At 61.4% G+C, this 20,259-nt stretch carries 19 protein-coding genes; 10 read left to right on the top strand and 9 right to left on the bottom strand.

Going from position 1 to position 20,259, the window contains the following annotated elements; translation table 11 throughout:
* Positions 1-23 precede the first annotated feature (23 nt).
* Complete coding sequence (locus OHL11_RS11240; RefSeq protein WP_263371598.1) at positions 24-1,109, top strand: mechanosensitive ion channel family protein; 1,086 nt, start codon at positions 24-26, stop codon at positions 1,107-1,109.
* On the opposite strand, the gene OHL11_RS11235 is transcribed toward OHL11_RS11240, so the two are convergent.
* Positions 1,106-1,414: a tetratricopeptide repeat protein gene (locus OHL11_RS11235; protein WP_263371597.1), complete on the bottom strand. Its 309-nt coding sequence runs from the start codon at positions 1,412-1,414 to the stop codon at positions 1,106-1,108. The two genes, OHL11_RS11240 and OHL11_RS11235, sit on opposite strands and share 4 nt — an antisense overlap.
* Before the next feature lie 112 nt (positions 1,415-1,526).
* On the opposite strand from OHL11_RS11235, the gene OHL11_RS11230 reads away from it, so the two are divergent.
* The 5 genes from OHL11_RS11230 to dnaJ all read left to right on the top strand — a co-directional run bounded on the left by OHL11_RS11230 (position 1,527) and on the right by dnaJ (position 5,884).
* Complete coding sequence (locus OHL11_RS11230) at positions 1,527-2,051, top strand: acyl-CoA thioesterase (protein ID WP_263371596.1); 525 nt, start codon at positions 1,527-1,529, stop codon at positions 2,049-2,051.
* 63 nt (positions 2,052-2,114) lie between these two features.
* Complete coding sequence (locus tag OHL11_RS11225; protein ID WP_263371595.1) at positions 2,115-2,948, top strand: Mrp/NBP35 family ATP-binding protein; 834 nt, start codon at positions 2,115-2,117, stop codon at positions 2,946-2,948.
* Between the two features lie 53 nt (positions 2,949-3,001).
* Entirely contained in the window at positions 3,002-4,087 is a 1,086-nt protein-coding gene (gene hrcA, locus OHL11_RS11220; protein WP_263371594.1) for a heat-inducible transcriptional repressor HrcA, read from the top strand.
* Between the two features lie 75 nt (positions 4,088-4,162).
* Positions 4,163-4,714 carry a nucleotide exchange factor GrpE gene (locus tag OHL11_RS11215; protein ID WP_263371593.1) on the top strand — a complete coding sequence of 184 codons (552 nt, stop codon included), beginning with the start codon at positions 4,163-4,165 and terminating at the stop codon, positions 4,712-4,714.
* Between the two features lie 30 nt (positions 4,715-4,744).
* Complete coding sequence (gene dnaJ, locus OHL11_RS11210; protein WP_263371592.1) at positions 4,745-5,884, top strand: molecular chaperone DnaJ; 1,140 nt, start codon at positions 4,745-4,747, stop codon at positions 5,882-5,884.
* A gap of 151 nt (positions 5,885-6,035) precedes the next feature.
* Here dnaJ and OHL11_RS11205 read toward each other — a convergent pair whose 3' ends face one another.
* The 3 genes from OHL11_RS11205 to OHL11_RS11195 all read right to left on the bottom strand — a co-directional run bounded on the left by OHL11_RS11205 (position 6,036) and on the right by OHL11_RS11195 (position 9,680).
* The gene (locus OHL11_RS11205; protein ID WP_317890648.1) at positions 6,036-6,833 is read right to left on the bottom strand and encodes an RsmE family RNA methyltransferase; all 798 of its coding nucleotides are present in this window, start codon (positions 6,831-6,833) and stop codon (positions 6,036-6,038) included.
* Between the two features lie 327 nt (positions 6,834-7,160).
* Positions 7,161-8,660, bottom strand: coding sequence for an L-serine ammonia-lyase (locus OHL11_RS11200; RefSeq protein WP_263371591.1), 1,500 nt, complete (start codon positions 8,658-8,660; stop codon positions 7,161-7,163).
* Positions 8,661-8,783: 123 nt separating this feature from the next.
* Positions 8,784-9,680 carry a HEAT repeat domain-containing protein gene (locus OHL11_RS11195; protein ID WP_263371590.1) on the bottom strand — a complete coding sequence of 299 codons (897 nt, stop codon included), beginning with the start codon at positions 9,678-9,680 and terminating at the stop codon, positions 8,784-8,786.
* Positions 9,681-9,843: 163 nt separating this feature from the next.
* Between OHL11_RS11195 and OHL11_RS11190 the strand changes: the two genes are divergently transcribed.
* A complete protein-coding gene (locus tag OHL11_RS11190; RefSeq protein WP_263371589.1) occupies positions 9,844-11,427 on the top strand; it encodes a YifB family Mg chelatase-like AAA ATPase in 1,584 nt (527 codons plus the stop codon).
* On the opposite strand, the gene OHL11_RS11185 is transcribed toward OHL11_RS11190, so the two are convergent.
* Entirely contained in the window at positions 11,424-12,692 is a 1,269-nt protein-coding gene (locus tag OHL11_RS11185; RefSeq protein WP_263371588.1) for a glycosyltransferase family 87 protein, read from the bottom strand. The two genes, OHL11_RS11190 and OHL11_RS11185, sit on opposite strands and share 4 nt — an antisense overlap.
* 504 nt (positions 12,693-13,196) lie before the next feature.
* Here OHL11_RS11185 and OHL11_RS11180 point away from each other — a divergent pair.
* The 3 genes from OHL11_RS11180 to OHL11_RS11170 all read left to right on the top strand — a co-directional run bounded on the left by OHL11_RS11180 (position 13,197) and on the right by OHL11_RS11170 (position 15,810).
* Positions 13,197-13,394, top strand: coding sequence for a DNA-directed RNA polymerase subunit omega (locus OHL11_RS11180; protein WP_263371587.1), 198 nt, complete (start codon positions 13,197-13,199; stop codon positions 13,392-13,394).
* A gap of 308 nt (positions 13,395-13,702) precedes the next feature.
* Positions 13,703-14,953, top strand: a complete 1,251-nt coding sequence (rho, locus tag OHL11_RS11175; RefSeq protein WP_263372067.1) for a transcription termination factor Rho — start codon at positions 13,703-13,705, stop codon at positions 14,951-14,953.
* A 122-nt stretch (positions 14,954-15,075) separates the two neighbouring features.
* Positions 15,076-15,810, top strand: a complete 735-nt coding sequence (locus OHL11_RS11170) for a hypothetical protein (RefSeq protein WP_263371586.1) — start codon at positions 15,076-15,078, stop codon at positions 15,808-15,810.
* Positions 15,811-16,024: 214 nt separating this feature from the next.
* On the opposite strand, the gene OHL11_RS11165 is transcribed toward OHL11_RS11170, so the two are convergent.
* The 4 genes from OHL11_RS11165 to ftsY form a co-directional block, all read right to left on the bottom strand.
* Positions 16,025-16,639 carry an HAD family hydrolase gene (locus OHL11_RS11165; RefSeq protein ID WP_263371585.1) on the bottom strand — a complete coding sequence of 205 codons (615 nt, stop codon included), beginning with the start codon at positions 16,637-16,639 and terminating at the stop codon, positions 16,025-16,027.
* A gap of 145 nt (positions 16,640-16,784) precedes the next feature.
* A complete protein-coding gene (locus OHL11_RS11160; RefSeq protein ID WP_263371584.1) occupies positions 16,785-17,522 on the bottom strand; it encodes a riboflavin synthase in 738 nt (245 codons plus the stop codon).
* 190 nt (positions 17,523-17,712) lie between these two features.
* Positions 17,713-18,852, bottom strand: a complete 1,140-nt coding sequence (gene ribD / locus OHL11_RS11155) for a bifunctional diaminohydroxyphosphoribosylaminopyrimidine deaminase/5-amino-6-(5-phosphoribosylamino)uracil reductase RibD (protein WP_263371583.1) — start codon at positions 18,850-18,852, stop codon at positions 17,713-17,715.
* Between the two features lie 332 nt (positions 18,853-19,184).
* A complete protein-coding gene (ftsY, locus tag OHL11_RS11150; RefSeq protein WP_263371582.1) occupies positions 19,185-20,177 on the bottom strand; it encodes a signal recognition particle-docking protein FtsY in 993 nt (330 codons plus the stop codon).
* Between the last annotated feature and the right edge of the window lie 82 nt (positions 20,178-20,259).

Genomic DNA, 20,259 nt, shown 5'->3' with positions numbered 1-20,259 from the left:
AACAATGAATTTGGGAGGTGTGGATGCTCGGAATCCACTTCCAGCACCGCTGGTTTCTTGTGCTGTTCGTTTTTTGCGCAGCGATCGTGCTGGCGAACGTCGTGCATTATGTGTTGTTTCGGCTGTTGCGTCGCAAGGAAGCGCAGAGCGTTGGCCTGGGGCTGGGGATACAGACGCACCTTGGGCGACCAGCGCGTGTGATCTTCCTTTTATCGTGCGTTTCGATCACGCTGCCGTTGCTCCCAGCGATGCCGGACAAAATTGAGGCGTCGATTCACCACGGGCTGCTGATGGCGACGGTTGTTTCGGTGGGCTGGTTCGCGGTGGGTTGCGTCTATGTGTTGGAACGGCTATTCCTGCGGAAGTTCGATCTGAATGCGCAGAACAATGTGCGCGCGCGGCGGATGCATACGCAGTTTCAGGTGTTTCGGCGCACGGCCATCGGCCTGGTCATTGTGCTGACGGCGGGAGCGCTGCTGTGGACCTTCAAGAATCCGCGCATCTGGCAGTATGGATCCGGTTTGCTGGCGTCTGCCGGTGTGGCTTCGTTGCTGCTGGCGACGGCGGCGAAGTCCACGGCGTCGAACTTCCTCGCTGGCATGCAGATTGCGATGACCGAGCCGATTCGTCTGGACGATGTGGTGATCGTGCAAGGTGAGTGGGGGCGCATCGAAGAGATCACGACGACGTATGTCGTGGTGAAGATCTGGGACCTGCGGCGACTGATCGTGCCGTTGAGCTACTTCATCGAAAACACGTTTCAGAACTGGACGCGCGAGAGTTCGGACATCATGGGCACGGCGTTTCTCTACGTGGATTACACGGTATCGGTCGATGCGCTGCGCGAGGAGTTGGAACGCGTGGTGAGGGCGTCGCCGCTATGGGACGGCAAGGTGCTGGGGTTGCAGGTGACGAACCTGAGCGAGCGCACGATGGAGCTTCGCTGCCTGATGAGTTCGACGGACTCGAGCAAGAACTTCGACCTGCGCTGCGATGTGCGCGAGAAGATGATCGCGTTCGTGCGCGAGCGGTTTCCGGAGGCGTTCCCGACGATGCGTGTGCGGTCGGACGCGGAGAAGGCTGCGGACGCTGCTGCTTTATCGAACTAGCTGAGTTCGTCGAGCATCGCTCCGAGTTCGCTCTGCGCGTGGGCGTTGTGGGTGCGCTCTGCGGCGGCCAGGCCGGCTTCGACGCGGGCCTTCGCCTCAGCGGTGCGGCCGAGCTTCAGCAGAAGCTGAGCGGACATCTGATAAGCAGGAACGTAGTCAGCGTTGTGCTCGGTGGTCTGGGTGTACTCGGCGAGCGCTTCGTCGTTACGGCCCTCGGCGGCATAGGCCATGGCGAGGCCGTAGCGGGCAAAGCTGTCGGCGGGGTTCATCTGCACGATTTCGGAGAGGGCTGCGATACGGTCCATGGAGTGATTGTAAAGACGCGGCGGGGAATTTGCGGGCGTTGGTTCGATTCGAACTTTGGTTGCGGTTCAGGGTTGTGAGTGGGGATTTGACGCTCCATTTAGAATGAAATGTATGAGCGAACGTGTGATTTCGCGCACTGTGGCCGAGTCGATGGCCGAGCGCAATGAGATCGTTTTCCCGAATGATGTGAATCCGCTGGGCAATCTCTTCGGCGGTCGTCTGATGCAGTTCATTGACCTCGTCGGCGCCGTGGCGAGTGTGCGCCATGCGGGTGCGGTGACGGTGACGGCGAGCATGGATACGCTCGACTTCGTCTCGCCGGTCAAGGTGGGCGAGTTGCTGATCCTGAAGGCGAGCGTGAACCGCGCGTTCAAGACGAGCATGGAAGTCGGCGTGAAAGCGATGGTTGAGGATGTGCTCGGCAACGGCCGCATGCGTCATGTGGCGACCGCCTACCTGACGTATGTTGCGGTAGATGTGCTCGGCGGCAAGCTCGAAGTGCCGCAGGTCGTGCCGGAGACGGAGCACCAGAAGCGTCGCTATGAAGACGCGCTGAAGCGTCGCGAGATGCGTTCGAGCGAGACGATGCGCAAGAAGGAACTGCGCGCGACGTTGCCGCCGGAGTGGCACGTTTAAGCCTTCGAGATCAGAGATTAGAAATCAGAGATTGGCGCTGTGCGCCGAGGTAGAAAGAGAGTTATGGGACATAGTGGACAGGGAATGCCGCAGGGGCCGCAGCCGCTGGCGGGTGTAGCGCATGTAGTGGCGATTGGTTCGGGCAAGGGCGGCGTGGGGAAGACCACCGTGGCCGTGAACACCGCAGTGAGCCTTGCGAAGCTGGGTTACAAGGTCGGCCTGATCGACGCAGACATCTACGGGCCGAATGTGCCGACGATGCTTGGCCTGACGCGTCAGCCTGCGATCCTGCCGGGCAACATGATTGAACCGCTGACGGCGCATGGCGTGAAGTTCATGTCGATCGGACTGATCTCGCCGGGCGACAAGCCGATGGTGATGCGCGGACCGATGTTGCATGGCGTCATCCGCCAGTTCCTGCAGCAGGTGCAGTGGGGCGAGTTGGACTTCCTGCTCGTCGATCTGCCTCCGGGCACGGGCGATGTCGTGATCTCGCTGGTGCAGACGGTGCCGTTGACCGGCGCTGTCGTGGTGAGCACGGGCTCGTCGGTGGCTCTCGAAGACGCCCGCAAGGCGCTCGAGATGTTCCACCAGGTGAATGTGGAAGTGCTGGGACTGGTGGAGAACATGAGCCGCATGGTGCTTCCCGACGGTACGGTGATCGATGTCTTCGGCGCGGGCTCGACGGAGCAGACGGCCAAGCAGTTCGGCCTGCCGTTCCTCGGCTCCGTGGATCTTGATCCGCAGGTACGTGAGAGCGGCGATCGTGGTTTGCCGGCAGCGCTGGCGGGTGAAGACTCCGAGCGTGGGCAGGAGTTCCGCGCGATTGCAGCGCAGGTAGCGTTGCGCGCGAAGGAAGCGGCGGCGCAGTCTGAGGACGTGCTCGAGATTCTTTAAGCAAAGGCGCCGTTGCGACGTTTGCGGCGGTGCGGATATCTAATCAGGTTGCGATGGCGAACGAACCGACATTGACGGCGAGACAGCGCGATGTGCTGATGGCGATTGTAGAAAGCTACATCGCCACAGGCGAGCCTGTGAGTTCGGGGTCGATTGCGCGTTCGAGCGCGATCGCTTCGGCCGCCGCCAGTCCGGCGACGATTCGCAACGAGATGGCTGCGCTGGTCGATGCAGGATTGCTCGAACAGCCGCATACATCGGCGGGTCGTGTGCCTTCGGCGTCGGCGTTCCGCATGTATGTGGAGGCGCTGCATCGCGGATCGGCGGCGAACCTGCCCGGACCGACGCGTGCGGAACTACACTCGCGCATTGATTCGAGCTTCGTCGGTATTGCGGGTGGCGATGCCTTGCTGGAGCGCACCTCGCAGGTGCTGGCGATGCTTTCGAGCGGTGTGGGCCTCGCGATCGGCGCGCCTCCGGCGACCGACATGCTGGAGCATGTGCACTTCTCGCGGCTGGCCTCAAAGCGCGTGTTGGCGGTGCTCGTGACGCGCGGTGGCATGGTGCGCGATCGCATGTTGGCGGTGGAGCGCGACCTGACGATGTCGGAGTTGGAGATTGCTTCGAACTTCCTCAACGAACACTTCCGCGGATGGACGCTCGACGCGGTGCGCGCGGAGTTGTCGCGTCGCGTGAACCGTGAGCGGTCCGCGTATCAGCAGATGCTGGCGTCGGCGCAGGAGCTTTGGTCGCAGGCGCTGCCCGCGGTGGAAGGCACGCCGCTGGTGTTTGTCGAAGGCGTTGCGAATCTAGTGGGTGCGGATGAAGATCGCGAACGGTTGCGTGCGATGCTCGGCGCGCTCGAAGCCAAGGAGCGGCTGGTCGAGCTGCTCAATGCGTATGTCGATTCGCGGCAGGAGAATGTGCGCGTGGTCTTCGACCTCGAGCGCACGGCGCCGGAGATGGCAGGGCTTGTGTTGATCGCTGCGCCAGCGCGCGTCGGAGATAGTCTGGCCACGGTGGGCGTGCTCGGCAGCAAGCGTATGCACTACGAGAGCACGATGAATGCGGTGGGCTACATCGCGAACCTTTTTGATCGCGTACTGGACCTCGGTCGCGAAGATGCAACAGGACTTTAGAAAGAGCGCATGACGATGAAGCGAATCAGAGACTGGTTTGCTGCGGAAGCGCAAACGGAACAAAGGAAGACGACGATGAGTGAACAGGAACTGAACGAGAACTACACGGCCAACGAAGAACAGAACGAAGCTCCGCTCGAAGGTGAAGTAATTCCGATGGACGCGGGCGCGGAGTTGGAGCAGGCACGCGGTGAGCGTGATGCGTTGAAGGACCGTCTGGCGCGTCTGCAGGCGGAGTTCGACAATGCGCGCAAGCGCGAGGTGAAGGAGCGCCAGGATGCGCGCGACTACGCCGTGCAGGCGACAGTGGAGCCGTTCCTTGGAGTGATGGATAACTTTCAGCTCGCGCTGAAGGCCCAGGGCTCGGCCGAGCAGTTGCGCGTGGGCGTGGAGTTGATCCTGAAGCAGATGGAAGAAGCGCTGCGCAACCTGAACGTGCAGGCGGTTGAGGCTGTCGGTGCGGAGTTCGATCCGCGTGTGCATGAGGCGTTGGGTTCGGAAGAACGCGCTGACGTGCCAGACCATCAGGTGATCGAAGAGATTCGCCGCGGCTACAAGCTGCGTGACAAGTTGCTGCGTCCGGCGCTGGTGAAGATCGCGACGAACTCCGCGCAGCACGAAGCGTAAACGCAAGAGAACAGAGATTAGAGATCAGAGATGGCAGCAGCGACGATGAAGGCTGATTACTACGAGATTCTTGAAGTCGAGCGCACGGCGAGCGAAGGGGAGATTAAGACCTCTTACCGTAAGCTCGCGATGAAGTGGCACCCAGACCGCAATCCCGGCGACAAGGCCGCGGAAGAAAAGTTCAAGGAGTGCAGCGAAGCGTACGGCGTGCTGAGCGACGCCGACAAGCGCGCCGCGTACGACCGCTACGGCCACGCTGGCGTCGGCAACGGCGGCCCCGGTGCGGGCGGACCGTTCGGCGGCGGTGGCTTCCAGCAGGGCGACCTGAACGACATCTTCGGCGACTTGTTCGGCGAGATGTTCAACATGGGCGGCCGTGGTCGAGCATCGCGCGCGCAGCGTGGACGCGACATCAGCTATGAGCTGACGCTTGAGTTTGAAGAGGCTGTCTTTGGTGCGGAAAAGGAAGTGAAGATTCGCCGCGCTGATGCTTGCGGCGACTGCAAAGGCAGCGGCGCGCAGGCGGGCTCGCAGCCCGAAACATGCCAGCAGTGCGGCGGTCGCGGCCAGGTACGTTCGCAGCAGGGCTTCTTCTCCGTGGCGCGTGCATGCCCGGTTTGCTCGGGCACAGGTTCGGTCATCAAGAACCCTTGCAAGACCTGCCGCGGCGAAGGCCGCACGGCAGCGGAGCACACCATCAAGGTGAAGGTGCCAGCAGGTGTTGAAGGCGACACGCGCATTCGCTACGGTGGCGAAGGCGATGCAGGTCGCTTCGGCGGCCCCAACGGCGACTTCTATGTGATGCTCGACATTCGCGAGCACAAGTTCTTCGAGCGCGATGGCGATGACCTGCACTGCGTGATGCCGATCAGCTTCCCGCAAGCGGCGCTCGGCACGGAGCTTGAGATCGAAACGCTGCATGGTGCAGAGACGATCAAGGTGCCTGAAGGCACGCAGAGTGGCAAGGAATTCCGCTTGCGTGGCAAGGGGGTGCCCCACCTGAATCAGCACGGCAAGGGCGACCTGATCGTCGAGGTACGCGTGCAGACGCCGTCGAAGCTGTCGAAGGAGCAGAAAGCGCTCATGAAGCAGTTGAGCGAGACGCTCGCCGTGGACAACGCGCCGCACTCGCGCGGCTTGTTCGACAAGATGAAGGAGATGTTCTCGTAAAGTGAGGACATTTGCAGAAAAAAAGAGGCCGCTGATGCGGCCTCTTTTCTTATGGTCCATTCAATGTGTCAGTTGTCGAGTATGTCAGTGTGTCAGGCGATTCGTGGTCCACAGCAGAGGGGCAGTCGTCCAGTTGCCAGAGTTCAGATAACTACAGCAGCGCGTTGCAGACGCTGAGTGCGGCGATCGCTGCGGTCTCGGCGCGGAGGATGCGCGGGCCGAGTGTGATGGGCTTCCACTCGTTGTCGGTGAAGAGCTTCATCTCATCCTGTGTCCATCCGCCTTCGGGGCCAACGGCGAAAGCGAGTGCGCGATTGTGTTCGGCGTCGGGGCCTTCGTGTTGAGGCTTCAGTGCGTTCGCCAGTGTGTTGTCTTCTTCGGTTTCGGCGAGCAGAAGTTTGTGCGGTGCGTCGACGAGCTTGAGCGCTTGTGCGAGAGGCATCGGCTCGTCGATCTCAACGAGATCGGAGCGGCGTGATTGCTTTGCCGATTCAAGCACGATGCGCCGCCAGCGCTCGACACGCTTCGATGCCGATGCAGCGAGATGCTTCTCCGTGCGGCGCGCGATGACGGGCGTGATGCGCGCGGCGCCGAGTTCGGTGAGCTTCTCGAGGCCCCACTCATAATGATCGAACTTGATGATGGCGAGCAGCAGATGCACGGGCAATGCGGAGTCAGTCTCGAGTTGTTCGCCGAGGTCGAAGGTGACTTCCTCGTCGGAGACGCGCGTGATGGTCGCGCGATGCAGGAAGCCGTTGGCGACGACGTCGTATTGCTGGCCGCTCTGCGCGCGCAACACGCGTGCAAGATGATGCGCTTGCTCGCCGGTGAGCGATGCGGTGGTGTCGGTGAAGATGTCTGCGATGAAGCGACGACGAGTCATGTAATGAAGATACGAGATGCGAGGCGTGGATGCGAGTGTTGAGAGCGGTGCGCGCAAAAGGTGCATGAACACTGGCTAAAAACACTTCAGGGAGCGCATCGTATGCGCTCCCTGAATGTGTTGCCTTTGGGTGTTGCTTTGCCTGGTTGCGTTTGCCTGCGCTCCCATTACTCGATGCGGACATCGACGTCGCATTCATGATGAATGAAGCAACTAACGAAGGTATAGATTTTGCGTGAGACAGAGTCAAGCGAAAAGTACAAATTGTTTGCGAGATTTTTCTCTTCATGTTGAGAGATCGTGCACGTCACATTGTGAGGCTCATGCGGTGGCATCATGCGAACGCGAGTGAGTGTTGAATGATGCGCGCCGCATCACGCTCCGCTTCGTCGATCAGCACTCGATGATGTTCAACGCGAGGCCTGCAAGCGAAGTCTCTTTGTAGCGCGACTGCATGTCCATGCCGGTGCGATACATCGTGTCGATGACTTGATCGAGCGAGAGTTTGTGCGGGCCGGGATCATGCAGCGCGAGGCGCGCCGCGTTCACGGCTTTCACCGCGCCCATGCCATTGCGTTCGATGCAAGGGATCTGCACGAGACCGCCGATGGGGTCGCAGGTCATGCCGAGGTTGTGCTCCATCGCGATCTCTGCAGCGTGTTCGACGGCAGCATTGTTGCCGCCGAGTGCAGCGACGAGTCCGCCTGCAGCCATCGAACATGCGACGCCGACTTCGCCCTGACAACCGACTTCTGCGCCGGAGATCGAGGCGTTCTCTTTGTACAGAATGCCGATCGCTGCTGCAGTGAAGAAGTAACGCAGCAGGCCTGCGCGCTTCTCGGCTTCGGTGATGTCTCCGCTCGCGAAGTGCAGGTAGTAATGCGCGATCGCAGGGATCACGCCCGCGGCTCCGTTGGTGGGCGCGGTGACGACGCGGCCACCGGCGGCGTTCTCTTCATTGACCGCCATCGCGACAAGTGTGACGGAGTCGAGCGGTGCGAGCGGGTCGCGCGGCATGCCTTCGCTTTCGAGGCGCGCGAGACGGGCGGCGAGTCCGGGGGCACGACGGCGAACGTTGAGACCACCCGGCAGCGTTCCTTCGGTGTGGATGCCGCGCTCGATGCAGTCGGCCATCGCTTGCCACAATGTGAGCACCGCGGCCTCGATCTGCTCGCGGGGTGTGAGCGCGGCGAGGTCGATGGGGGCTTCGTTGTCGGGACGCGCAGGTGAGACGATGCGATCGATGCGGCGCGTGATCGTCGGATCAGCGAGCAGCGAGATCTCGTTTGCGAGCACAACCTCAGCGATCGAGAGCTGATGCTCTTCGGAGAGACGGAGCAGTTCGTCCGCCGAGGAGAACGGATACGGCACGGAGCGCTCCTGCTTCGTCGCCTGGTTCGCGAACTCGTCGGCTGAAAGGATAAAGCCGCCTCCGACGGAGTAGAACGTCTCGCTGAGCAGTATGCTGCCTGCGGCGTCGAAAGCGGTAAGCTTCATGCCGTTGGGATGCGCAGGATTGCTGGCATCGGGATACATCTGATCGCGATGCCACAGCAGATCGGTCGCGGGATTGAAGTCGATGTCAGCGACGCCAAGCAGATTCAGGCGGTGCTCCACCTGGATGCGCGCGAGCATCGTGTCGATCTGCGCGAGCGCGACGGTGTCTGGTGATTCACCGAGAAGACCGAGCAGCGCTGCACGGTCGGTGGCGTGGCCGATACCGGTGAGCGCGAGCGAGCCGTAGAGCTCCACGCAGACGCGTTGCGTTCGTGGCAGTAGTCCCTGCGCGTTGAGGTCGCGGCCAAAACGCACGGCAGCGCGCATCGGTCCTACGGTGTGAGAGGACGAGGGGCCGATACCGATTTTGAAAAGCTCGAAGAGGCTGGTCTGCATAAAAGAAAACGCTCGCGGCCTTTATTGTAGGCGCGAGCGTTAGAAGTATCTCCTCAAGCTTGGCAATGAGCTGTCAATGAGGTCTTGCTGTCAGTGAGGTCTTGGTTGCTGGATGCTCTGGCTTTACTTCTTCGCACCACCGGCTGCGTTGCAGTTGATGTAGCCTGCCGCTGCGGTGAGGCGTACGGGCAGCTTCTCGTCATCGAGCAGAGGAGCGATGGCCGTGGCGTAGCGGTGCTCATGGAACTTGCCGAGCAGACGTGCGGCCGCGGCGCGAACGCCGATGTCCTTGTCGGTGAGTGCATCCATCAGATCATCGCGCGTGTTCTGTGACTTGTCTTCGGCGAGCAACTCAAGCGCGGTGACACGGGCGGTATCCGTGCCGTTCTTGCGCATGTACTCGATGGCCGTAATGGAGAAGCCGAAGGGCCCGAGGAAGAAGCCTGCGCCGTTTTCAACGCCGAGCTTCGCGAGTGCTGCTGGGTTATGCAGCGTCTTCGAGGCCTGATGCTGCGCGCCATGGATCAGCGTCGGATTCGCCTTGCGCTTGCCGCTCACGATGGCGTCGAGGATGTCTTCGCCGGAGTGGTCATGGAACTCTTTCCACAGCACGCTGGCGGCGGTGAAGACGACCTGCGGTTCCTGATCGTCGAGCAGTTTGCGCAGCGGAGGAACGAGGGTGCGCGATTTTGTTTTGCCGGCGGCGAGTGCGGCCGCGGACCGCACGTCGAGGTCGGGATCCTTCATCGCAGCTGCGATCAGCTCATTGGCTTTAGGGTTGGAGCCGAGATCAGAGAGGGCCGACAGCGCCTGCGTGCGCATGTCAGGATGCTTGGCGTCCTGCACACCGTCGGTGAGGATGTGCCAGGCGCGAATCTGCTTTTCGGCGGGCGTTTCCGGCGGTGTGGCCTGTTGCGCGGCTGCGGGCTTGTCTTGCGGCTTGCTTGCAGGGGCTGCAAACGCCATACCTGCGGAGAGGGTCAGGGTAACGAGGGCAGGGAACTTCAAGTGCTTCAGCATGGTCGTGTCTTCTCGAGCGTATGTAGTGGTTTGGAACGAAGGCCCGCGTTATAGGACGGCGGAAGGTTACGCAATGGATGCTTGCTCTTCGGAAGAGTACGAAGTGAATGCTAGACTGGCGACAATTCTTCGGCCTCATTGGCTTCATCAGGCGGTTCTCTCCATGCTGTTCAAGACGCGCAGCGCGGCGGTCTACGGGATCGACGCGCACCTTATCGACGTTGAGGTGGACTACCTCGGTGTGCCGCTCGAGCGAGAAGTGTTTGCGGTGGTCGGGCTTCCCGATGCTGCTGTGCGTGAGAGCCGCGATCGCGTAAAGGCAGCGATCAAAAACTCCGGCTTTGAAATTCCCTCGACGAAGATCACGATCAACCTTGCGCCCGCTGACCTGAAGAAGGAAGGCTCCGGCTTCGATCTGCCGATTGCGATCGGCATCCTCGGCGCGTACGGTGCGCTGGCCGCGATGGAGATGCAGGATGTTGTGCTCGTTGGCGAGTTGGGCCTGGATGGCACACTGCGCGCTGTGCAGGGCATGTTGCCGGTGGCGATGGCTGCTCGTGCTGCGGGCGTGAAGCATCTGGTGATTCCGGAATCGAACGCGCGCGAAGCTGCGGTGGTCGAGGGCATCCACATCTGGCCGGTGCGTTCGCTGCTTGAAGTGCGTGAGCTGTTGAACAGTTTCGCGCAGGGCGGACAGGCATCCTTGCTGCAGCCGTTGCAGGTGGACTCGCGCGCGATGCTCGCTCATGCAGAAGAAGGCGTGCCGGACTTCAAGGACGTTCGCGGACAGCACGTCGCCAAGCGTGCGTTGGAAGTAGCGGCTGCCGGTGGGCACAACATTCTGATGATCGGGCCGCCGGGCTCGGGCAAGACAATGCTCGCGAAGCGACTGCCGTCGATCCTTGCGCCGCTGCGTTTTGAAGAAGCGTTGGAGACGACGAAAATCCACTCCGTCGCCGGCGTGCTGAACCGCGACAAGGGCCTCGTAACGCATCGCCCCTTCCGTTCGCCGCACCATACGATCTCGGACGCGGGCTTGATTGGTGGCGGGATGAACCCGCGCCCAGGCGAGGTCTCTCTGGCGCACAACGGAGTGCTGTTCCTCGATGAATTGCCGGAGTTTCCGCGCAACGTGCTGGAGGTGATGCGCCAGCCGCTCGAAGATGGCAATGTCACGATCGCGCGCGCGGCGATGAGTATGACTTTCCCGGCGCGCTTCATGCTCGCCGCGGCGATGAACCCTTGCCCCTGTGGCTACTATCCGGACAAAGAGCGCTGCATGTGCACGCCGCCGATGATTCAGCGGTACGTGAGCAAGGTGAGCGGACCACTGCTCGACCGCATCGACATCCACATCGAGGTGCCGGCGGTGCAGTACAAGGAGCTTCGCAGCGGGCAGGTCGGCGAAGGCTCTGCGGAGATCCGTGACCGCGTGCTGCGTGCGCGTGAGAAGCAGCACGAGCGGTTCGGTCTGGCGCAGCGTGGAGCGAACCCGAAAGCTCGAAAGGTCTTTGCCAATGCGCAGATGTCGACGAGTGATATCCGCCAGCATTGCGAACTGAACAGCGAGGCCGAGCGGATCCTCGAACGCGCGATGCTGCAGCGAGGTCTGAGCGCCCGAGCGCATGACCGCATTCTGAAGGTGGCGCGCACGATCGCCGATATGGAAGGGCAGGAATCCATCGCAGTGCCGCATATCGCTGAGGCGATCCAGTACCGCACGCTGGATCGTGGCTACTGGTCTTAGCTGGAAGACTTGATGTCGTGGGATCTGGAGAGAGCGAGCGCGGCTCCGCCCCAAAGCAGGGCAACGATCAGCACGAAGAGCGGTTGCTGATGCACCACCAGAAGCTTGAACGGTACGCTCTGCTGCGTGGCGAAGCTGAAGTGCGTATGGTCGAGGATGATCTTCGCGGTCGAGAACAGCAGGAAGACGCTGCCTAGGGAAATCGCCGCCGCCCACCGTGGCGCTATTCTCCAAAGCACTCCAAGCGCCGGCAGCGTGAGCAGCAGCATCCGCATGTCGTAGCTGCGGTGATAGACCGGTAACAGTAGCAGGACGGAGACGGCAGCAAGCCCGATCAGATCCCGGGTCGTGCCATCCTGCGGGGCCGCCCGAGTGAGCCCGACCGCCAGCAGACCGACGCCGACGAGCGTTATGAGTTCGGCTGCGAGCGCGGCACTTCTGTCAGTCGGAAATACCTCAACCGTGAGCGCATGGGCGTCGATCAGGCCGGTGTCAGGTTTTCCGCCGCGCACGATATGGAGCGAGGAGCCGCCTTGCAGCTGGTCGTGAAGATCCGCTTTCCAGGCGGTAGTGTGGAGCTCTCCCGAAAGCGCCATGCCGGCCGCCACCTCCAGCAGAACAAACGAGAGCAACGCAACTGCGGCAAACTTCCGTGTCCTTTGGGGAAAGCAGAAGTAGAGCAGGATTGGCGCACCGATTTGCGGCTTGTAGATAGCTGCCAGCCCGAGACAAAAGCAGCCGAAGACGCGAGCTCGTCCGACGGCCATCAACATGCCGCCGATAGCCGCGAGGCCGATGGCGAGCGCACTGATTTGCCCAAGACGAAGGAGACCACCGCTCGTGGCCAGCACCAGCATGACCCCTACCGCAACGGAACTCTTCGCCGGAGGCGGCGCCAGAAGCAGCAGAAGGATGCTCGCACCGACGAGGGCAATGGCCAGTGCGGTGAACCAGAGCGCAGTGGCATGGCTGTAGCTCATCCAGCCGAGCGGCAGTAGCGCGTAGTACGTCGCCGGCGGATATACCAGAGAGTGCTCCTGCCAGAACGGAGGAGCCATCCACTCTGGCTTTGCACCGCTGTGCAGCAGCGCCTGTTCCGCATTTTGCGTCAGATAGGGATTGTGGGCCTCGGCTGCCGCGCGCGTGCTGCCGTAGACGGGCATGAAATCTCCATAGGAGCCTTCAGAGCGCGCCGTCCACAGGAAGGCCGCCACGCCCAGTATGAGCAGGAGCCACTGCCAGGTGCGGGTTTCACGTTGAGCCATTGAGGCCAAATCATAGCATCCGGATCGCGCGCAGCTTTTGCCGTGGCTGCTCGAGCTGAAAGCACATTTGGCGTGGCGCCCCATGGTACGAAAAAACTATTGACCCTCGGGTTTTCACACGTTATGGTGCAAAGAGAACTCAGCTATACGCTTCTGTTTTGGCCTTGAGGCGGGCTTGAGTTCTGTGTTTCTCTCCTGGGTGGCCGTTAGAGCCGCCGGATTCCTCCCCGATCCTGACAGATCAGCTTCGAATCCACGGTGCAAACCGCAGCTAAACCCTGTGATTTGTGTTGCATGGAGCAGAATCGTAGAGCGATGCACCTTATAGGATTGCTGGTGCGTCTAATGTAATGAGTTAGCAGAAAAACCCTGCCGGAAGCGAGCCCCGCGCAGTGGACGTGTTTCCAAACGCTCGCAGGTGGATGTCAGGAACGACGCAGCGCCGAAATACCGGCCCATCAGTCGACCCGACACCTTGCCGCAAACTCTCCAAGGAGAAAACTGATGCGCTCTGACCTGATTTTTGGTGCCCTTACGCACGTGCAGAACCGTTACAAGCTTTGCCAACTCGCCTCAAAGGCGACCCGCAAGCTGCACAAGCCGAACACGCGTCTGCAGGACACGACGAACGAAGTGCTTGACCGCTTTAAGGACACGGTTCCGATGAACGTGGAAGTGGACCAGGAACTCACCGTCGCCTAAACAAGTTTTACGGTTGGCCTTCGAGACTTCGCCCGAAGCTGGAAAGGCCAACCGAGTTTCACCCCGGATTTCCACGGCGAGCGTTCTGCTACGCTGTACCCATCTACTCCGCAGTTCGAAGTTGTTCCGCATTTTTCCCTGCAACACCTCCGGACCGCCTGCGCGCGGTTTCAGTCCTACCTCGAAGCTTCCCCTCTTCGCAGTGCACCCGACCTCACGCCTGAATTACTTTCTGGAAAAACATGCCTACTGAAACGACCTCCCCCAAGACCGAAAAAACCGAAAAGCCCGAAGCGATCGCGAAGGACATGACCATCTCCGAACTCAAGGAGAAGAGCATTGCGGAGCTGGGTAAGCTCGCGCGCGGTCTCGACATCCCCGGCGCAAGCGGTCTGCGCAAGCAGGACCTGATCTTCAAGATTCTGCAAGCGCAGAGCGAGAAGGAAGGACACATCTTCGCTGAAGGTGTGCTCGAGATCCTGCCGGATGGCTACGGCTTCCTTCGCTCGCCGGATTACAACTACCTGCCCGGCCCGGATGACATTTACGTCTCGCCCAGCCAGATCCGCAAGTTCGATCTGAAGACCGGCGACACGATCTCCGGCAACGTGCGCTCGCCGCACGAGGGTGAGAAGTACTTTGCGCTGGTGAAGATCGAAGCGATCAACTTTGAGTCGCCCGAAGAGACGCGCAACAAGATTCTGTTCGACAACCTGACGCCGCTGTATCCGCAAGAGCGCATCAAGATGGAGACCGTGCGCGAGAACATCTCGGGCCGCGTCACCGACTTGCTCTGCCCCATCGGTAAGGGCCAGCGTGGTCTGATCGTCGCTCCGCCGCGTACCGGTAAGACGGTGCTGATGCAGTCGATCGCGAACTCGATCACGGCGAACCATCCTGAGGTGGTGCTGATCGTTCTGCTCATCGACGAGCGTCCGGAAGAAGTGACGGACATGCAGCGTTCGGTGAAGGGCGAAGTGATTTCTTCGACCTTCGACGAGCCGGCAGCGCGTCACGTACAGGTCGCGGAGATGGTGATCGAGAAGGCGAAGCGCCTGGTCGAGCACAAGCGCGATGTGGTGATTCTGCTGGACTCGATCACGCGTCTGGCACGTGCGTACAACACGATTGTGCCGCCGAGCGGCAAGGTGCTTTCGGGTGGTGTGGACTCCAACGCGCTGCAGCGCCCGAAGCGCTTCTTCGGCGCGGCCCGCAACATCGAAGAGGGCGGCTCGCTGACGATCATCGCGTCGGCGCTGGTCGATACTGGCTCGCGCATGGACGAAGTGATCTTCGAAGAGTTCAAGGGCACGGGCAACATGGAAGTGATCCTGGACCGCAAGCTTGTCGACAAGCGTGTGTTCCCGGCGATCGACATCCAGCGCTCGGGCACGCGTAAGGAAGAGCTGCTCATCCCGAAGGACGACCTGCAGCGCACGTGGATTCTGCGCAAGGTGCTGAACCCGCTTTCGGCGGTGGAAGCGATGGAACTGCTTTCGGACAAGCTCGGCAAGACGAGGAACAACCAGGAGTTCCTGCACAACATGTCGTCGCTCTAATGGAGTGATGAATACGGGAACGCGAGAGATCGCGGGCTCGGCTGGAGAGAAGGGCGTGGGCGCGGAGGCCTGCGCCCTTCTTGTTTCTATACGGTGATCGCGAAGCGTGCTAGTGTTGCGCCATGCGTTGGCTCTTGGTGCTTGTGTTGTTGATCGCTGTTGCGCCTCTGCGTGGGCAAGAGTGTCCCGTCGCCCATTCTGATGGGCCGCTGACGAACTCGATTTCTCGTGAGCTCAAGGGCGAGCTTACTTTCCATAACGACATACGTGGATGGTTTGAGCTGAAGCTGGATCACAAAGTATGTGGTGAGGATGTCATTCAGCTTTTGCCGAAATTTTCTGACGCTGAGGTGGCAGCTAGGCGCCAGCTTCAGCGGATGCAGCGCTTGCGTGGTTGCAGGGTAACGACGAAGGGTGTGCTGGGGATTACGGGGACAGGGTATTTCTCAGCAGAGTTATACCAACAGGTCGCGTCGATTGAACCTGTAGGTGAGTGTAAGCTGCAGTCCGTATTTCCTGATTATTCTCATGCGAAGCCCTCGAAGGGAATCCGGAGTTACGTCGTGTCAATGCGTTTTCACTATGGCGCTGACGAACCTGTTCATGCGCAGATTGAGAGCCACGGTCGAAAGCTGACGCCTTGGCAGGCTTATGCGTCGTACATGCTGACAGGCGGGTTTGCCTTCTATGCGTATTGTGCGGACGGCTTCCACGCTACGAGCTTTGAAGGAACGCCCGAGGCGAAGCCTTGGGATATTGATGGCTATATAGCAATGGACCCTGAAGCGGCGGCAGAGAAGCATGTGACGCATATTTCCCTGCGCTACACGTGTGTTGTCGGGAAGGCTGACGACTGAGTGGATCGCCTCGGTAAGAGGCTTGCCTGCGCTAACGACAAACTGATCCTTCACTGCCCTCAGGATGACAAATTTGTGGTGAAGTGTTGAGCCGGAGAGCGGAGACTTCCTGCAAACCCATGTCTCAGAAGCGAGACATGGGGCACTCGTTCGTGGTTGGAGAAAAGAAGAGCCACTCCTGTAGGAGTGGCTCTTGCCTTTGGCTGTAGATGATTTAGCGCGCGGCTTCTGCGGCGGCGAGGCGTTCCTTCGGCAGCGGGACGCGGACCCACTGCATGCCTGCGGCTTCTGCGGCGTCGATGCCGGGTTGGGCGTCTTCAAACACGAGGCAGCGCTTCGGATCGACGCCAAGCAACTCGGCGGCCTTGAGGAACGGTTCGGGGTGTGGTTTGCCCTTGCTGTATTCGCCGGCGCAGACGAGCACCTCGAACTTGTCGAGGAGTCCAAGTGCTTCGAGGCTATCCACGACCGATTTGCGCGGCGAGCCGCTGACGACGGCAAAGGGAATCTTGCCGTGCTTGTCGTGGATGTGGTCGATGGTCATGGGGATGCCGTCGATGGTGTGTACGAGGCCCTGGTAGTAGAGCTCCTTCTCGTGCGCGACCTGCTTCACGGGCATGGAAAGTCCGTGCTGCTCGTTGAGCATTTCGAGGATCGTCTCCACGGGAAGGCCGCCGTAGGCGTAGAACTGCTCTTCCGGGAAGGGGCAGTTGTACTCGGCGAGCATCTTGTGCCAGGCCACGTAGTGCAGCGGCATGGAGTCGACGATGGTGCCGTCGCAATCGAAGAGGTAGGCGTCGAAGTCGCCTTGGGGAATGGTCAGTTTCAAGAGTAAGGTCCTTGGGAGAGTGCAGAGGATAAGTGGAAAGTCTTCAGTGGAAAGTAGTAAGTGATTGCTTCGCTACGAGAAGCGGTTTGGTGAGCGAAGCGAGTCAAGGAACTTACGACTTTTCACTTTTCACTTACCACGCTTCTTAGTAGCCGCGCGCGATGAGCGACGCGATGGTGAGCCCGCCGGGCCTGGGGGCTGCGGGTTGCAGGGTGTAGTCGATCATGGGCGCTTGCACCGCGGCGAACTCGGCCTGGCGTGCGGCGTAGCGAGCGAGCACGTCGGTTTCGAGGTTCACCTCGGCGCCAGAGAGCAGCGAGCGCAGATTGGTCGACTTGTAGGTGTGCGGGATGACCGCGATTTCGAGGCGTGCGCTGCCGTCGGCTGCGGTCGGGTGGAGCTTAGCGACCGTGAGCGAGATGCCGTCGATGGTGATGGAGCCTTGCTGCACGATGCTGGGCGCGAGCGCTGGCGGGGCCTGCACGGTCATGCGCCAGTCAGTGCGGTCGAGGTCGGCGTTCAGCGCCTCGAGTGCGATGAGCGTGCCGACGCCATCGACGTGGCCCTGCACAACGTGTCCGCCCATGGGCGCACCGGACGGTGTAGGAAGCTCGAGGTTGACCAGCGAGCCCGGGACAAGCCGCGTGAGCGTGGTGCGCCGGATCGTCTCTTCGGCGAGGTCGGCGGCGAAGCGGCCAGGATGCTCGTTGCCTGCGTCCTGCACGGGGATCGCGGTGAGGCAGGTGCCGTTGACCGCGATGGAGTCGCCGGTCTCCCAGCGGCCCGCAAGGGCGGGCGCGGCGACGATGAGGCGCATGGCTCCGCCTGCTGCGGGGGAGAGCGAGAGAACGGTGCCGGTGGTTTCGATCAAGCCGGTGAACATGGTTCTAGTTTAGATGGTTTGCAGCAATGGAGGATGCGCGGTGGGATGCGCTTCCGATTCATGAGAGCTTCCTTGTCGAAGAGCCACAAACGCCGGGTGCCCCACGTCCCGATTTTTGGAGAGGTGGGAGAGCGAGGAGGTTCGACTGCCAGCGCTCTGGGCTTCCATCGATTTCTCTGGGATACCGTTCTTACTTCCACGGATCGTGCAGGTAGCCGGTGATGCGAATGTCCTCGCCGTTGCCGTGGGGGAAGGTGGTGCGGGTGGGGCTTGTGAGCGTTTCCTGTAGCGCAAAGGGTGAGAGGCCATTCGCGGCAAAGGGAACGGCTTGCGGCCCGAGTTCGCTTTCGGCGAAGTAGAGGACGAGCTTGTCCGCGAGTTGCAGATTCAGGAACGCGCCATTGACCGTAGGCCCTGCCTCGATGAGAAGGCTGCGGAGGCCGAGCGTGTGGAGGTGTTGGAGGGCTTCGGCGAAGGTGCCTCGGAAGATCTGCGCGCCGGCTGCGAGGAGTTGCTGCTCGTTGGCCTGTGGGGCATCGTGGCTGGCGAGGAGCAGCAGGTCGTCGCTCGCGGTGCGGATGAGCTGTGAGTCGAGCGGCGTGCGCAGTTGCGAGTCCAGCACGATGCGAAGCAGCGGGCGGCGGCGCGGCAAGCCGGTGCGGTCGGTGAGCGAAGGATTGTCAGCGAGCACGGTGCCGATGCCGGTCAGGATCGCGTCGGAAGCGTGGCGGAGTTGTTGGACGTCGGCTCGCGCGGCTTCGCCGGTGAGCCAGTGCGGCGCTGTGGACATGCGGCTTGCTGGCGGAGGAGCGAGCTTGCCGTCGGTGGAAAGCGCGGCTTTGAGCGTCACGAAGGGGCGTCCGTGAACGATGCTGAAGGCGAATGCGTCGTTGAGGCGGCGGGCTTGCTGGCCTAGTGGGGATGTTGGGGTGGCGACTTCGACTTCGATGCCAGCGGCACGGAGTTTCGCGATGCCGTTGCCGTGGACGGCGGGGTTCGGGTCGGCGGTCGCGATGACGCAGCGAGCGATGCCTGCAGAGATGAGCGCATCCGCGCAGGGGCCAGTACGACCGGTGATGGAACAAGGTTCGAGGGTGACGTAGGCGGTGGCGCCCTGGACGCTTCGCCCGAGAGCCGCAGCTTGCTTTAGCGCGGCGATCTCGGCGTGGTCGCGTTGGTCGTAGTGGTGTGCGCCTTCGCCAAGCACCTGTCCCGAGGCAGTCGTCAGCACACAGCCGACGGCGGGGTTCGGTGAGGCGAACGCAGCAGCGTCCGCGGCGAGCGTTAGCGCGTGGTGTAGGAAGCGTTCGTCATCTGGCAGCCAGGGCATCCTTGTACAGCATACGTGCGGTTGAGGATGTCTTGATGCGACGGCACAGCGTATTCGATGGTCCCAGCGTATTCAGCTGGCGGAACGAACTCGTCGTGCACTGCAGAGCGCTGTGCTGACTGCGCATGGCCGAAGGTGAAGAGAAACGCGAAAAATACGGTGAGGAAATGCATGATATCTGACCGCCCGCAGGACTATATCGGAGAATTGCATCCTTTGGCGACTTCGTGCATCGCTGCAGGACACAACATGACGATAGACGCCACCAACTAGAGTTGGCGATGCCTCCACCGGGGGCAGATATGGGGCTTTTGTGTCAGATGAACGTTGTTTCAACCAAGTAACGATTCGGTAAACGCGACCGGGTCGAACTCGATGATGTCCTCGATCTTTTCGCCGATGCCGACATAGCGGACCGGCAGGCCGAGTTCGTGCGCGATGGCGACGACGATGCCGCCCTTGGCGGTGCCGTCGAGCTTCGTCAGCACGATGCCGGTGACCTTGGCCGCCTCGGTGAACAGGCGGGCCTGCTGCAGGCCGTTCTGGCCCGTAGTGGCGTCGATGACGAGCAGGGTCTGGTGCGGCGAGCCGGGGACAACCTTGTCCGAAGTACGCACCATCTTGTCGAGCTCCTTCATCAGGTCGGCCTTGGTGTGCAGGCGGCCCGCGGTGTCGACGAGGAGAATTTCGGTGGCGCGTGCTTTCGCAGCGCTGGCCGCGTCGAAGAGCGCGGCTGAGGGATCGCCGCCCTGCTTGGTCTTGATGAGGTCGACGCCAGAACGCTGGCTCCAGACTTCGAGTTGCTCGATGGCGGCGGCGCGGAAGGTATCGGCGGCGCAGAGCAGCACAGAGCGGCCCTCGCGGCGGTAGAGCGCGGCGAGCTTGCCGGAGGTCGTCGTCTTGCCGGTGCCGTTGACGCCGACCATCATGACGACTTCAGGCGGGTTCGACGGAGCGTAAACAGGCTTGGCGACCGATGTGAGGATGCGGAGGATTTCGGCCTTCAGCAGTTCGCGCAGTTCGGCGCCGGAGGCAATGCCCTGGCGCAGCGCACGGTCACGGAGGCGACCGATGATTTCGTTAGTCGTTGGCGCGCCGATGTCGGAGGCGAGCAGCGCGAACTCGAGGTCGTCGAGCGAGGCGTCGTCCACTTCGCGCGTAAGCGCGACGACGGTGCCGAGCGTCGTCGAGAGCGACTCGCGGGTACGCGTGACGGCCGAGCGCATCCGCTCAAAAAGCGAACGCGGCTCATTGGCTTCGGGGGAAGACTCTGCTGCGGGAGTTTCCGGCTCATCTTTGCGCCGGTTGAAGAACGAGAAGGCCATTGCTTTCTTAGTGTAGTCCCTGCGACTCGTATCACCGCAAAAGACAACGGACACGGCCGAAGCCGTGTCCGTTGTTGGGGGA

Source organism: Granulicella cerasi, assembly GCF_025685575.1.
Classification (GTDB): domain Bacteria; phylum Acidobacteriota; class Terriglobia; order Terriglobales; family Acidobacteriaceae; genus Granulicella; species Granulicella cerasi.
The sequence above is the reverse complement of the archived record's forward strand: the minus strand, read 5'-3'. Positions and strand labels throughout refer to the sequence as shown.